General features: G+C 72.1%; 13 protein-coding genes. 4 read left to right on the forward strand and 9 right to left on the reverse strand.

Annotated features, from left to right (window positions below; genetic code table 11):
• Positions 1 to 209: 209 nt before the first annotated feature.
• Positions 210 to 4616, forward strand: a complete 4407-nt coding sequence (locus tag WHN02_RS02440) for a S8 family serine peptidase (protein ID WP_434741861.1) — start codon at positions 210 to 212, stop codon at positions 4614 to 4616.
• A gap of 170 nt (positions 4617 to 4786) precedes the next feature.
• On the opposite strand, the gene WHN02_RS02445 is transcribed toward WHN02_RS02440, so the two are convergent.
• The 3 genes from WHN02_RS02445 to WHN02_RS02455 form a co-directional block, all read right to left on the reverse strand.
• Positions 4787 to 4957 carry a type II toxin-antitoxin system RelE family toxin gene (locus tag WHN02_RS02445; protein ID WP_434743790.1) on the reverse strand — a complete coding sequence of 57 codons (171 nt, stop codon included), beginning with the start codon at positions 4955 to 4957 and terminating at the stop codon, positions 4787 to 4789.
• Positions 4958 to 5038: 81 nt separating this feature from the next.
• Positions 5039 to 5446, reverse strand: a complete 408-nt coding sequence (locus tag WHN02_RS02450) for a hypothetical protein (protein WP_434741862.1) — start codon at positions 5444 to 5446, stop codon at positions 5039 to 5041.
• An 80-nt stretch (positions 5447 to 5526) separates the two neighbouring features.
• Positions 5527 to 5766: a winged helix-turn-helix domain-containing protein gene (locus WHN02_RS02455; RefSeq protein ID WP_434741863.1), complete on the reverse strand. Its 240-nt coding sequence runs from the start codon at positions 5764 to 5766 to the stop codon at positions 5527 to 5529.
• Positions 5767 to 5989: 223 nt separating this feature from the next.
• Here WHN02_RS02455 and WHN02_RS02460 point away from each other — a divergent pair, with 223 nt between their 5' ends.
• A complete protein-coding gene (locus WHN02_RS02460) occupies positions 5990 to 6469 on the forward strand; it encodes a DivIVA domain-containing protein (protein ID WP_434741864.1) in 480 nt (159 codons plus the stop codon).
• Positions 6466 to 6738 carry a hypothetical protein gene (locus tag WHN02_RS02465; RefSeq protein WP_434741865.1) on the forward strand — a complete coding sequence of 91 codons (273 nt, stop codon included), beginning with the start codon at positions 6466 to 6468 and terminating at the stop codon, positions 6736 to 6738. Before WHN02_RS02460 ends, WHN02_RS02465 begins: the two co-directional genes overlap by 4 nt.
• A gap of 46 nt (positions 6739 to 6784) precedes the next feature.
• On the opposite strand, the gene WHN02_RS02470 is transcribed toward WHN02_RS02465, so the two are convergent.
• The 6 genes from WHN02_RS02470 to WHN02_RS02495 form a co-directional block, all read right to left on the reverse strand.
• A complete protein-coding gene (locus WHN02_RS02470; RefSeq protein ID WP_434741866.1) occupies positions 6785 to 9148 on the reverse strand; it encodes a TPM domain-containing protein in 2364 nt (787 codons plus the stop codon).
• 282 nt (positions 9149 to 9430) lie between these two features.
• Entirely contained in the window at positions 9431 to 9754 is a 324-nt protein-coding gene (locus tag WHN02_RS02475) for a DUF1416 domain-containing protein (RefSeq protein ID WP_434741867.1), read from the reverse strand.
• Positions 9755 to 9759: 5 nt separating this feature from the next.
• Entirely contained in the window at positions 9760 to 10608 is an 849-nt protein-coding gene (locus WHN02_RS02480) for a sulfurtransferase (RefSeq protein WP_434741868.1), read from the reverse strand.
• Positions 10609 to 10806: 198 nt separating this feature from the next.
• Positions 10807 to 10935 carry an Ms5788A family Cys-rich leader peptide gene (locus tag WHN02_RS02485; protein ID WP_350894609.1) on the reverse strand — a complete coding sequence of 43 codons (129 nt, stop codon included), beginning with the start codon at positions 10933 to 10935 and terminating at the stop codon, positions 10807 to 10809.
• Positions 10936 to 10944: 9 nt separating this feature from the next.
• Positions 10945 to 11754, reverse strand: a complete 810-nt coding sequence (locus WHN02_RS02490) for an LmeA family phospholipid-binding protein (RefSeq protein WP_434741869.1) — start codon at positions 11752 to 11754, stop codon at positions 10945 to 10947.
• 93 nt (positions 11755 to 11847) lie between these two features.
• Positions 11848 to 12891, reverse strand: a complete 1044-nt coding sequence (locus WHN02_RS02495) for a hypothetical protein (protein WP_434741870.1) — start codon at positions 12889 to 12891, stop codon at positions 11848 to 11850.
• A 320-nt stretch (positions 12892 to 13211) separates the two neighbouring features.
• On the opposite strand from WHN02_RS02495, the gene WHN02_RS02500 reads away from it, so the two are divergent.
• Entirely contained in the window at positions 13212 to 13925 is a 714-nt protein-coding gene (locus tag WHN02_RS02500) for a winged helix-turn-helix transcriptional regulator (RefSeq protein ID WP_350894612.1), read from the forward strand.
• Positions 13926 to 13987: the final 62 nt, after the last annotated feature.

A 13987-nucleotide genomic window follows, 5' to 3' on the forward strand; every position in this document is an offset into this window, starting at 1 on the left:
CTACACGGGTTCCCGTTCATCGAAACTCTTTGACTGATTGCCGACAGCCGACAGGCATTGATCGACCCGATTCCGCACCAGAGCATGACTCTCAGCGGAACCGGGGGCCACCATCCGTAACTCCCGCCCCGCCCGCTCCCGCGTGGCCGCGACCCCGGCGCACGCCACCGGACCCGAACCGATCGGGTCCGTCACCGTGGGGAGGAACCGTGTTCAGCAGACCCACCGGACCATCAGCGTTACGCCGATCGGCGGTCGCCGTCGCGGCGGCCCTCCTGGCGCTCACCGCGCAGCCCGCCCTCGCCACCCCGGCCGCCGCCGCACCGGTGCCCGCCCGGGCCGAGGTCGACGGGGAACTGGTCCGCCGACTCGACGCCACCGGCACCGCGACCTTCCTGGTCTACCTCCGCGAACAGGCACCCCTGGCCGGTACGGCGAAGCTCGCCGACGCCGACAGGCGGGCCCGTGAGGTGCACCGCCTGCTCACCACCACCGCCGAGCGCACCCAGGGTGGGCTGCGGGCGCTGCTCGACGAACGGAAGGCCGACTACACCGGATACTGGATCGCCAACGCGCTGCGGGTCGAGGGCGACCGCGCCCTGCTCGACGAGATCGCGGCCCGCCCCGAGGTGGCCCGGGTCGCGGCGAGCCGCAGTTATCCGCTGGTCAAGCCGACCCCGGCCGAGGGTGGACGCGCCGGCACGAACGCCGCCGAATGGGGGGTGGCGAACATCCGGGCCCCCCAGGTGTGGGACGAGTTCGGCGTCCGGGGCGAGGGCGTGGTGGTCGCCAACATCGACAGCGGGGTGGCGTACGACCATCCGGCGCTGGTCGGGGCGTACCGGGGCAACCTCGGCGGGGGCCGATTCGACCACGCGTACAACTGGTTCGACCCGACCCGGGTGTGCTCCGGGGCCGCGCCCTGCGACAACAACGACCACGGTACGCACACGATGGGCACGATGGTCGGCGACGACGGAGCCGGGAACCAGGTGGGCGTGGCCCCCGGCGCGAAGTGGATCGCCGCCAAGGGGTGCGCCAGCACCAGCTGCGCCGACGCCGCGCTGCTCGCCGCCGGTCAGTGGGTCCTCGCCCCGACCGACGCGAGCGGTCAGAACCCCCGACCCGACCTGCGCCCCGACATCGTGAACAACTCGTGGGGCGGCGACGGCGGAGACCCGTGGTACCAGCAGACCGTCACCGCCTGGCGGGCCGCCGGGATCTTCCCGGTCTTCTCCGCAGGCAACGAGGGACCGGCCTGCGGGACCGCCGGCTCCCCCGGGGACTACCCGAACTCGTACGCGGTGGGGTCGTACACGTCGACGAACGCCATCTCCAGCTTCTCGTCCCGGGGGAACGCCACCGACCCGGCGAGGTTCAAGCCGAACATCGCCGCCCCGGGGAGCAACGTCCGGTCCAGCGTCCCCGGCGGGGGGTACGCGGCGTTCAACGGCACCTCGATGGCCGCGCCGCACGTCTCCGGATCTGTCGCCCTGCTCTGGTCGGCGGCACCGACGCTGCGCGGGGACCTCGCCGCCACCGAGACGCTCCTCGACGACACCGCCGTCGACGTCGACGCCACCACCTGCGGAGGGACCGCCGACGACAACAACGTCTTCGGCGAGGGGCGGCTCGACGCGTACGCGGCGGTCGAGGCGGCCCCGCGCGGCCCGGTCGGCACCGTCGGTGGGACGGTGACCGACGCTGCCGACGGTGACCCCCTGGTCGGGGCGACGGTCGTCGCCGGCAGCCGACAGGCCACCACCGACTCGGCGGGCCGTTACTCGCTCACCGTCCCGGCCGGCGAGGTCACCCTGACCGCGAGCGCCTACGGCTACGGCGAGCGCACCGAGACCGTCACCGTCGCCGAGGGCGACGAGGTGGTACGCGACTTCACGCTGCGCGCCGCCACCTCGGTCACCATCTCCGGCACCGTCACCGACGGGTCCGGCCACGGGTGGCCGCTGTACGCCTCGATCGAGGTCTCCGGCCGTCCCGGGGCACCCGTGTTCACCAACCCGGTGACCGGCCGGTACTCGGTGACGGTGCCCGGCGACGCCGACTACCGGCTCACCACCACCGCCCGGTACCCGGGCTACCGGACCGTCCAGTCCGAGGTGACAGTCACCGACACGACCGCCACCGTCGACGTCGCGGTACCCGTCGAGGCGGGCTGCACCGCCGCCGGGTACGCCGCCAGCCTCAGCGCCCCGCTGCTGTCGCAGAGCTTCGACGGTACGTCCGCCCCGGAGGGCTGGACGGTGCGCAACCGTACCGACAAGGGGGGTTGGGTCTTCACCGACCTGGGCCGACGGGGGAACCTCACCGGTGGCACCGGCGGCTTCGCCATCGTCGACTCCGACCAGCTCGGAGCGGGAAACACCCAGGACACCGACCTGGTCACCCCACCGGTCGACCTGTCCGGGGCCGGAGCCCCGGTGCTCCGGTTCAACAGCGACTGGCGGGCGGTCGGGTTCACCGACGCCGCCGACGTCGACGTCTCCACCGACGCCGGGGCGACCTGGACCAACGTGTGGCACCAGACCGCGAGCCGACGTGGCCCCCGGGTCGAGGAGGTCCCGCTGACCTCGGCGGCTGACACCGCAGCCGTCCAGGTCCGGTTCCGGTTCAAGGGGACCTACGCCTGGTGGTGGCAGGTGGACGACGTCCAGGTCGTCAACAGGCAGTGCGCCCCCGTGCCGGGCGGACTGGTGGTCGGCACCGTCACCGACCGCAACACCGGATCCCCGGTGGTGGGGGCGACGGTGACCAGCGACGGCCGGCCGCAGGACCGGGCCGTCACGGTGGCCACGCCGGACGACGCGAACCTGGCGGACGGGTTCTACCACCTGTTCTCCGGCCTGACCGGGGCACACCCGTTCACCGTCACCCGGACCCCGTACCCGCCGCTGACCCGGTCGGTCACCGTCGTCGCCGACCAGACCCGGCGGGCCGACTTCGCGCTGACCGCCGGTCGGCTCACCGTCACCCCGACCGACCTGGAGTCCCAGCAGCCGTACAACAGTGCCCGGAGCACCCGGATCACGGTCCGCAACACCGGCACCGCGCCGACCACCGTGGACCTGACCGAACGCGGTGGCGGGTTCGAGACCCTGACCGAACGGGCGGGTTCACCCCGCCGGGACGTCACAGTGAAGGGGATCAGCCCGGCCCGCACCGGCCCCGGGTACGGCGGTGGGCACACCGACCGGATCGCACCGGACCGGTCGGGCGGGAACGCGGCCGACGCGTGGGCACCGATCGCCAAGCTCCCCTCCGCGATCTACGACAACGCGGCGGTCAACCTCGACGGCCGGATCTACTCCGTCGGCGGGGGCGGCGGCACCGGACTGGAGCGCAAGGCCTGGGTGTACGACCCGGCCGCAGCGAGCTGGTCGGCCCTGCCGGACCTGCCGAACGCCCGGTCCAAGCCGGTCGCCGCAGTGGTCGGGGGCAAGATCCACGTCCTGGGTGGTTGGGGTGACGACGACGACCCGGTCGCCTCGGTGGACGTCTTCGACCCGGCGACCGGGACCTGGAGCACCGTCCCCGGGGCGGTGAACCCGGCCCCGGCCGCGGCGGCCGGCGGCGCCGTCGTCAACGGAAAGATCTACCTGGTGGGCGGCTGCCTCGACGCCACCTGCACCGAGTCCGCCAAGACGGTGGTGTTCGACCCGGCCACCGCCACCTTCACCACCGGGGCGACCTACCCGCACCCGGTCTCCTGGCTGGGCTGCGGTGGGATCGGCGGATCCCTCTACTGCGCCGGGGGCGTGGGGGCCACCGAGTACACCGACGCCTGGCGGTACGAGCCGGGTGCCGGCACCTGGACGGCCCTGCCGAACCTCCCGGTGGACCTGTGGGGCTCCCAGTACACCACCGCCGGGGGGCTGCTGATCCTCGCCGGTGGGGTGACGAACGGCTCGACGGCGGTCACCAACTTCACCCTCGGCTACGACCCGGTCGCCGGGGCCTGGCGGGACCTGCCCAATACCGGGTTCCCCAGGTACCGGGGGGCGGCGGCGTGCGGGGCGTACAAGATCGGTGGTTCGCCCAGCTCGTTCGTCGGCTCCGCCGACAGTGAGCGACTCGACGGGTTGGACCGGTGCACGGAGTCGGCTGACCTGCCGTGGCTGACCACCGACCCGACCAGCTTCACCCTCGCCCCGGGGGCGTCCCGCACCGTCACGGTCACCTTCACCGCCACCGCCCCGGCCGGTGTGGCACAGCCGGGTGCGTACCTCGGTGAACTGGGGATCGTCTCGGACTCCCCGTACCCGGTGCCGCCGGTGACGGTGAAGATGAACGTGGCCCCGCCCAGCAACTGGGGCAAGATCCAGGGCACGGTCACCGGGGTCACCTGCGGCGGGACCACCGTCGGGGTGCCGGCCACGGTCCGGGCCAACCTGGTCGACCAGGCCACCGGATACACCCTGACCGCCGACGCGGCGGGACGGTACGTCTGGTGGCTGCCCCGGGGCCGGTACGACGTCATCGCCGCGAAGGACGGCTGGGTCCCACAGGTGCAGCGGATCAGGGTCGACGCGGGCTTCACGCACACTGTGGACTTCGCGCTGAACCCCTCCTCGACCTGCACCCGAGCAACCGGGATCTGACGTGTGTGGGGTGCCGGGCCGGAGGCCCGGCACCCCACACCTGCAAGGAAGGGCCCCTGTTAACGCCTACCGTAGAGAGGGGTTCCCCTCTCACGGGGCACCGGCATACCGGCGTACCCCACCAGCCTGGTCACCCGGTACGCCGCCCCGGTCCGGTCACCGCCAGCGGTCTATTCGTACACGCTGCTTCGGTGCGCTACCCGCACCACCAGAACAACCAATTCCTGATCAAAGATTGCGTACACGACCCGATAGTCGCCGATCCGGATCCGCCACTGCCCGTCTTCGCCGACAAGCTTCCTACAGCCCGCTGGACGAGCGTCCTGTTCCAGGTCATCGATGGCACGTACGACGCGACGGACGAGACCGTCAAGCTTGGCAAATCTGCTTGGCTGCGCGCGGGGTGATCTTCAATCGCCACGTCACAGTTCGAGTTCTCGCTTTGCCTGCTGCCAGGAAACAGCAGCACCTTCCTCAGTGAGCCGGTTCAGGGCGATGCTGCCGATCGCGGCGTCAGCCTCGTCTTCGATACCGGACATGATGCGCTCGATGGACTGCCGCATCACGTCACGGATCCCCTCGTCCTCGTCGGCGACGGCGGCCCACATCCGCCGGCAGGCTGCGGCGACCTGACTCTCCTGCCGTTCCCAGAACGCCTCGACCTCGTCGAGATCACTCTGCTCCGCCACTGCCGTCGGCACGACGGCGGCAACCCGCCGCCCTCGCCGGGTGAGGTAGACCACCTTGCCGCCTTCGGCCTGCTCGACCGCCTCGACAGGCGCGGGCGCATGCTCAGGAATCTCGTACTCGAAGGCATGAGCTGCGGTCATGAGCCGGATGCTAGCTCATTCGAAGGCCATTGCCATGGGTTTGACCGCTGACTGACTTCCGGTGGCGGGGCGGGCGGCGGTCAGGGTTTGCGCAGCCAGGTGGACGGGTCGGTGACGAAGACGCCCTTGCCCTGGTGTCGGTCGACGACCTCCAGCGCCTCCAGCCTGACGTAGACCTGCTGGATGGTCGATGCGCCGACCCCGTGCAGCGCACAGAGTTGGGCGATCGACGGCAGCTTCGCGCCGGGTTTGAGCTTTCCGCTCCGGACCTCGTCCATGATCGCGTTCGAGATCCGCAGGTAGTCGGGCGTAGCAGGCATGGCACTCCTCGCGTGGCAACCAAGATTCGATCACGCAGAGGCCACCACGACAAGCAGCCGTAAACACACACTCACTCTGCGTTGACTCATTCGAATAAGTTGGCTCCCAGAGCGCTCCTCGCGTGGCAACGGGCAGAGCTCACACCGGCTGGGGCGGGTCCACGGTGGATCCGTCCCAGCCCCGACAACCCCCACACCCCGGGTACGGGGTCCTCGCCGAAAGGTGGTCGACCTTGCGCAACCCGTTCCGGCACCTCCGCTGGCGGCCCCGAACCGCCCCACCCACCCGGCCCGACCGGACGGGCTCGACCACCCGGCCCGACCGGGCGGGCGCATCGCCCGGCCCGACCGGACGGGCGCATCGCCCGGTCACACCGCCTTCGGCCGAGCCACCGTCCGCCCGCCCAACACCGGTCGACACCGCGACCCGATCGCGGAGGGCCACCGGCGGTCAGGGCGGCACCGACCGGCGGCACCCGGAGCCGAGCACCGGCCGCTGCGGCGCGAGCAGGTCCAACAGCGACAGTTCACCCTGGTCCGACGGGGGCTGGACCCGATCGAGGTCGCCTGGTTCCTCGACCGGGTCGCCCGCGACCTGGACCGCCTGCACGCCGAGCTGGGCTCCGTACGCGAGGAGAACCTCCGGATCAAACGGGCCCTACGGGACTGGCAGCGCCAGTTCACCCCGGGCGGCTGGTCGTGACCACGTCCGACGACGGCGAGCGCCCCCGGTACGTCGTCCATCTCACCGTACGGGTCGCGGACCTGGCCGCCGCACACCTGTTGGCGCGGACGGTCTCCAGGTCGTTGGCGTTCCTGCCGGAGCTGGTGCTCGGCGAGACGACGCTGAGCGAGGAGGGCCTGCCGGGCGTACAGCATCAGGTCTTCTGCGACCGGTTGGTGGGCAACGGCCGCCGCTGCGTGCTCCGCCCGGAGCACCACGGCGACTGCGCCCGCCGACTCCTGCGCTGACCTGGCCCGGCGGCGCGGGCTAACCCGCCGGACTGCCGGACTGCGGTCAGAAGCGGCCGCCGCCGCCCCGACGGCCACCGCTGCTGCGGCCACCACCGCTGCGACGACTGCTCGAACCGCTCGACCTGCGGCTGGAACCGCTGGACCGGTAACTGGAGCTGCTACGCCGGGACCGACTGGAGCTGCCGCCGTACCCGCCGCCCCAGGTTCCGCCCGACGAGTTGCCGGAGAGGATCCCGCCGAGCAGGGCGCCCCAGAAGGCGTCACCGCCGGAGCCTCCGCCATGCCCAGCGAAGCCACCCTGGTTCCAGGTGTTCACGTCGGACCGGGCCGCCTGGGAGGCCCGACCGGCGAGCGTGGACGCCTGCTGTGCCGCGGCCAACGCGGTGACCGGATCGACCTCGGCGAGGGACCGGGCCCGGTCGAGGTGCTGACCGGCCTCGGCGAGCAGGACCCGGGGATGCTGGCCGACCGCACCACGCCGGGTGTGCACGAACCGGCTCGCCGAGTCGATCTCGGCGGCGGCCACCTGGATGCTCCGGGGAAGCAGCGAACGTGCCCGGGCCACCCGCTGGGCGGCCTCGATCGAGCTGGCCAGCGCCCGGTCCATGGCGGCGTCCACCTCCTCCAGCCGGTGCACCGCCGCCTGCGGGTCCGTCGTCGGTCCGGCGAACTCCGCGCGTACGGCGGCGGTCACCTGCTCCGCCCGGGTCACCGCGGCGGTCAACTCGGCCTGCCGCTCCGGCGGAAGTTCCCCACCGCCCGGCACCCCGGGACGCCCCGGCGTCGAATACTGACCGGCGACCGGAGGCTGACCCGGCATCGAGTGCTGGCCGTGCATCGGGGGCTGGCCGGGCGGCAATGGGAGGGGCCGGCCGGCGAGGAGGGCGCGGCCCTGGGCGATCTCGGTGTCCAGTTCGGCGAGGAGGGCGTCGGCCGCCTCCCGGGCGGCGGTGAGGTCACCGTCGAGCCGTTCGATCCCGTCGAGCAGCGTCTCCACCTGCCCCAGTGCCTCCTCGGCGGTCCGTACCCCCAGTGCCGCCCGGGGCAGGGCCTGCTCGCGGGCCGCGGCCCCGGCCTCGTCGAGCGTCGCGGCGGCGAAGGCCAACCGTTCCCGGGCCTCGGTCACGTCACCGGCCACCGTGGACAGCGCCGAGTCGGTGTACCGGCGGTGCAGGGAGGTCATGGTGGCCTCGGCCCGTCCCGCCCGCTGGTCGAGGTCGGCCCGACGGGTCGCCAGTGCGGTCAGGAACTCGGTCACCCGGGGCTCGATCCCGCGTAGCTTCTCGAAGGCCTCCGCCTCGGCGTCGAGGCCCTTGTCGGCCCGCTCGCACCGCTCGACGATCTCCAGGAGACGCTGTCGTCGCGTCGGGTCGTCGATGTTCTCGTCCTGGTCGAGGCTGGTACGGAGTCGGAACGCCTCGCCCAGTTCGGCGCGGGCCGCCGCCAGGGCCGCGGTGAACGACGCGGTGGCCTCCGGCCCGTACTGTCCGGTGGCGAGGACGAGTTCCTGCTCACTGGCGCGCAGCTCGTTGTCCAGCTCGACCAGCAGGACGTTGGCCCGACCGGCGATCTCCTCGGTCTTCGCCTTCGCCAACGCGGCGGACTCCCGCGCCTGCTTGCGTCGCCGCGCCTTCGGCACCAGCCAGAGCGCCAGAAGCCCGGCGAGAATCAACCCCAGCGGTACGAGGACCTTCGCCAACGAGGCTGCCCGCTCCCCGCTCGACGGGGTGTCCGGGGGGCCGGGCTGGATGGTCGGCTCCGGGATCGTGGTCCTGTCGAGCACCGCCTGGTACCCGTCGGCCGCCCCGATCGCCGCACCCGCCCAGTCGTTCGCGCCGAGCGGAGGCTCGATCGCCACCCGGGCCACCTGGTCGAGCTGGGCGTCGGTCAGCGGATAGTCCCGGTCGAAGGAGTACGCGTACGACCGGTCCCGGGTGGCGACGGCCAGCAGGGCGTCCCGGGTGCCCAGGTCACTGCGCTCGGCGGTCTCGTCGGCCCAGTTCTGCGCGCTGCGTCCGCTGAACGTCTGCACGTACACCACGAAAAGCTGGAGCCCGGTCTCCTGCCGCAGCTCCTGGAGCGCCGACTGCACCTCGCCGCGCCGGTCGCCGAGCACGTCGGCCTCGTCGACGACCTGGGTGTCGAGACGCATCGGCCGCTCGGCCGGGAGCCCGCGCACCACCGGCGCCACCGCCACCGACGCCCCTGCCACCGACGTCGCCGGCAGGTCATACGCCGTCGTAGCCGCCTGCGTCGCCGCCGCCGACCTGATGCCCCCTGCCGGCTCGGTGACCGCAGCCGGCGTCGTGCCCCCTACCGGCGTCGTGGCCGCAGCCGGCGGGACGAGAACGGTCGAGCTGAGGGTCAGGACGCCCACGAACACGGCCGCCCGGCGCAACATCAACATCCCTCAAGGCTAAACGCCCAGCTCAACCCGGCCTCACCCCTCCCCAACCCACCCGATTCCCACCCTCAGCCACTAGATCATGGCAGTGGGTGGCCCCCGAGGGGCCGATTCCCTCCAAGATCTCCGACAGGCCCTTGTGGGCGGGTGGCGTCCCTTGTGGGCGGGTGACGCGAACGGCTCGGGCCGGTCACCCCATGGGGTGACCGGCCCGAGCCGTTCGTCCGTGGTGAGAGGGGCGCCCTGCCGTGCCGTAGGCGTCGGCAGGGTGCCCTTCCCTCCGTCTCAGGCAGCGACGGTGACGGCTACCTCGTTCACGCCCCGGGCAGCGGTGACGGCGGTGTCGCCGTTGCCGTGCCGGGACAGTGCCCGCAGGGTCCAGGCACCCGGAGCGGCGAAGAACCGGAACTGCCCGGCCGGGGAGGTCACCACCTCTGCGGTGAATTCACCGGTGGAGTCGAGCAGGCGGACGTACGCGCCCGGCACGACCTCGCCGGACTCGGCCGTCACCAGACCGGTGATGACGGTCTCCTTCTCCAGGTCGAGGCTGGCGGGCAGCGGCGCGGCCTGGTCGGGCGCGGCGCAACCGGCGGCGGTGGGAGCAGTCATCTCGATCACGCCTTTCCGGGCTCGTCACCGAGGGCGACCGGCACGCCGACGAGCGAGCCGTACTCGGTCCAGGAGCCGTCGTAGTTCTTCACGTTCTGGTGACCGAGCAGCTCCTGGAGCACGAACCAGGTGTGCGAGGAGCGCTCGCCGATCCGGCAGTACGCGATGGTCTCCTTGCCGTCGTCCAACCCCGCCTCGCCGTAGATCTTGCGGAGGTCGTCGTCGGACTTGAAGGTGCCGTCCTCGTTGGCGGCCTTGGACCACGGCACGCTGATCGCGGTGGGGATGTGGCCGGCCCGCTGGGCCTGCTCCTGCGGGAGGTGGGCGGGGGCGAGCAGCCGACCGGCGAACTCGTCGGGGCTCCGCACGTCGACGAGGTTCTTGACCCCGATGGCGTCGACGACCTCGTCGCGGAACGCGCGGATGGTGTTGTCCGGCTCCTGCGCGACGTACTGGGTGCCGGGGCGCTGCACCGCGTCGGTGACCAGCGGGCGGGCGTCCAGCTCCCACTTCTTGCGACCGCCGTCGAGCAGCTTGACGTCGCGGTGGCCGTAGAGCTTGAAGTACCAGTACGCGTACGCGGCGAACCAGTTGTTGTTGCCGCCGTACAGGACGACGGTGTCGTCGTTGCCGATGCCCCGCTCGGAGAGCAGCGCCTGGAACTGGTCCTTGTTCACGAAGTCCCGGCGGACCGGATCCTGGAGGTCGGTCTTCCAGTCGAGCTTGACGGCGCCGGCGATGTGCCCGGTGTCGTAGGCCGAGGTGTCCTCGTCGACCTCGACGAAGACGACGCCCGGGGCGTCGAGGTTCTTCTCGGCCCACTCGGCCGAGACGAGTGCGGTGTCGCGACTCATCAGATCTCTCCCTGGTGAGGATTGGTGGTGAGCCAGCGCGTGGAAAAGGTGGTCGCACCACGCGCGGGATCCCATGGATTTGGCGGATCACGGGTTCGTGCGACGGCGCCGCTGCCGGGCGTTCAGGGGAGGCGATCGGGGTTCGAGAGAACCCGCGTGCCGGATGGCTGCTTCAGGCAGCCAGGGACAGCCCCGCCGTCAGATGGCGGAGCAACACAGGCAGGTGGCCACGCGGCACAGGTCGACCACGCGCCGTTTCGTGAGGAACGTCCCCATGGGCAGCGACGCTACCAGTCCTCGCGCCGAATGCCACCCGCCGACCACCATCCGGGACGGCTATCCGACACGCTGGTTGATCGGAACCTCCCGGGCGTCGGCGGTCACCTCCAGGCCACCGGGCAGCGGCCGGACCTCCCGGACCGTCAACTGGAACGGCAACTCCGGCAGGGGGACGTCGATCGAGATGCCCTGTGCCCACTGGTTGAGCAGGGTGCGGGCCAGCGGCAGGGCGGGGAGCCCCTCGGCGTCCACCTCGTCGACCTTGAGTGCCACCTGACCCTGGTCGCCGACGGTGACCTCGGCGGTCCCGCTGACAGTCAGCTCCTGGCCGAGGATGTCCACCGGGGCGGTGACCGCGAGGCGACCGTCGCGCTCGCCGAGCTTGAGTCCCGGCCGGTCGAGGAGCGCGGCGAGGCTGTCGTACGTGATCGTGCCGGTGCCGTCGACGGTCTCGGCGACCACGTCGCCCTGCCCGGTCCGCAGGGTGTCCAGGGAGGCCCGGACGTTGCGGGCGTCGACGTCGAGGGTGGGCAGGTTGACGGCGTTGCCCTGGACCGAGCCGCGTACGTCGCGCAGCTGGATGCTGATCCGTTCGTAGCGGCCGGCGACGACCTGGTTGAGGAAGGGGAAGCCGGCCACCTCCACCTGCGGGGCTGCGGAGTCGATCCGCTGTCGGCTCACCTCCTGCTGCACCTGGTCGGCGATGGTCCGTTCAGCGACCGAGACGGCGACCCGGTCGGCGGCGACCGCCAACCCGCCGAGGAGCAGCACCAGGACGACGAGGGTGACGAGCACCTTGCGTCCCCGCCGCCGGGGTCGACCTGATCGTCGGGGCCGGCCGTCGGACGTCGGGTAGCTGTCGGCCACGCCGCCTCCACTTCCTCGAAGGTGTCGTGCGGATCCACAGTCGTGGCCGCAGGGGTGCGGTTTACCCGATGCGAGGAAACCTCAATCGGCGGTTCACAGCAACAACCGACACATCGGGTACGCCGCTGCGGCGGCCATCGCGAAGCCGCCGAGCGGACCCTGGAGATGCCGGGCGATCCACATGGTGGGGGGCTCACCGGCCATCACCCGGCCCACCTCGGCGTACCCGAGGGCGAGGTCGGCCAGGACGGCGGTGACCGCCGCGAGCAGCCCGATCAGCGCGGCCCGGGAGGGGGTGAACGGGGCCACCAGGAAGCTCCCGAAGACCGCGCTGGCCAGGGTGCCGACCATCGCCCCGATCACCACTCCGGCTGCGGCTCGCGGCACCTGGGGGGCGAGGCGGGGCCAGACGAGCACCGCGTCGGTGGACCGGGCCACGGCCAGCGCCACCCCGGCAGCGGTCAGGCAGACGGTGACGGCCTGGGTTCCGGCCGGGATGCGGCTGAGGACGAGCAGTCCGGCGAAGGCGACCACCCCGAGGACGGTGAGCAGGGTGACCCCGAGGGAGTCGGTCACCCGGGCCCGGTCGGTCCGGCGGACGAGCTGACCGGCGACGGCGACCACGAATCCGGCCACCACGACGTACCCCAGGGGGGCGAGCCCGGGCTCGGCGGAGCGGACGGCGACGACGTTGGCGGCCACCGCGGATCCGGCGCTGACCACGGCGACGACCAGGAGCGCGGGGGGTCGGACCGCCATCGTCCAGGCCAGGATGAACAGGAGTTGGACACCGAACAGGATGATCGCGAAGGGCAACCGGTGCCCGGGGCCGGCGGTCAGCGCACCGAGGACCAGGCCGATGCCGAGGAGCACGGCGAAACCGGCGACGGTGAGCGAGAGCGGCCGGGAGATCTCGACGGGTGGTTCGTCGTCGACCTCGTCCTCGGTCGGGTCGGGCTCGTCGTCGGGGCGACGTGCCGCCTCGCCGCTCTTGCGGAACCGGCGCGGTCGGCTCCGCTTGGCCGGGGGTTCCGCGTCGGTCGGGCCGGATCGCGGGGTCGGCGCGGTGGCGCTCGGGCCCGCGTCGTCGTCGGCCCACGGATCGCGCCCGGTCCCGGGCGGGCTGGAGGGATGCACGTACCGATCGTGCCAGACCGGGCGTCGAGTCCGGGGGACACGGTTTCGGCCACGTTAAAACCTGGCCTACAAGATGGGGCACAAGTGATGAACGGGATAAGGCGGAATGGCCAGGCGTGAGCCATCGGTTAGGCTCGTGCCGACACCCGCCCGCCAGCGATGCCGGGAACGAGACGTCAGCCCCGACCACTGCGCTCGTCAGTTCCTGACAGCGGCGTGAGGGCCGGCCCCTGACGCCGGGCCAACGTCAACTGCCGGCGACGCCTCCCCGGACGCCGCCGGTCGCGCGCGGCGTACAGCCGCCGGACGGAGGTGATCGTGTGGAACTCCTACTCCTGGTGACCGCACGCGCAGGCGAACCATCGGCAGTCCTGCCCGCGCTGGATCTGTTGCCGCACTCGGTGCGGACCGCACCGCGCGACGTACGCACCCTCGTGGCCGGTCCCAGCCCGGACGCGGTCCTGGTGGATGCCCGCTCCGAGCTGAGCGAGGCCCGGGCGACCTGTCGGATGCTGCACGCCACCGGGCTCGGGGTGCCGCTCGTCGCGGTGGTCACCGAGGCCGGGCTGATCGCCCTCAACGCCGACTGGGGCGTCGACGACGTCATCCTCGCCTCCGCCGGACCGGCTGAGGTGGAGGCCCGACTGCGGCTGGCGGTCGGCCGACTGAGCAACGCCACCAGCGGGGCCGGCGGCTCGATCCGGGCCGGTGAGTTGACCATCGACCCGGACACCTACGCCGCCCGCCTCAAGGGCCGCCCCCTCGACCTCACCTACAAGGAGTTCGAGCTGCTGAAGTTCCTCGCCCAGCACCCGGGCCGGGTGTTCACCCGGGACCAGCTGCTGCGCGAGGTCTGGGGGTACGACTACTTCGGCGGCACCCGGACCGTCGACGTGCACGTCCGTCGACTGCGGGCCAAGCTCGGCTCGGAGTACGAGTCGATGATCGGCACGGTCCGCCAGGTCGGCTACAAGTTCGTCGTGCCGCCGTCCCGGTCGCTCCCGGAGACCGAAAAGGCTCCCGTACCCGCCTGACCCGTCACCTCGGGCGATTATCCCGATACGCACCATTCGCCCTTCTCGCCGGCTCTATTCTG

Origin of the sequence: Micromonospora sp. SH-82, from assembly GCF_051132485.1 — a bacterium.
Lineage (GTDB): Bacteria > Actinomycetota > Actinomycetes > Mycobacteriales > Micromonosporaceae > Micromonospora.

Excerpts from the sequence above, each read along its gene's own strand:
- WHN02_RS02450 (WP_434741862.1), bottom strand. The coding sequence starts at position 5,446 with ATGACCGCAGCTCATGCCTTCGAGTACGAGATTCCTGAGCATGCGCCC.
- WHN02_RS02480 (WP_434741868.1), bottom strand. The coding sequence starts at position 10,608 with ATGAGTCGCGACACCGCACTCGTCTCGGCCGAGTGGGCCGAGAAGAAC.
- WHN02_RS02485 (WP_350894609.1), bottom strand. The coding sequence starts at position 10,935 with ATGGTGGTCGGCGGGTGGCATTCGGCGCGAGGACTGGTAGCGTCGCTG.
- WHN02_RS02455 (WP_434741863.1), bottom strand. The coding sequence starts at position 5,766 with ATGCCTGCTACGCCCGACTACCTGCGGATCTCGAACGCGATCATGGAC.
- WHN02_RS02470 (WP_434741866.1), bottom strand. The coding sequence starts at position 9,148 with ATGTTGATGTTGCGCCGGGCGGCCGTGTTCGTGGGCGTCCTGACCCTC.
- WHN02_RS02475 (WP_434741867.1), bottom strand. The coding sequence starts at position 9,754 with ATGACTGCTCCCACCGCCGCCGGTTGCGCCGCGCCCGACCAGGCCGCG.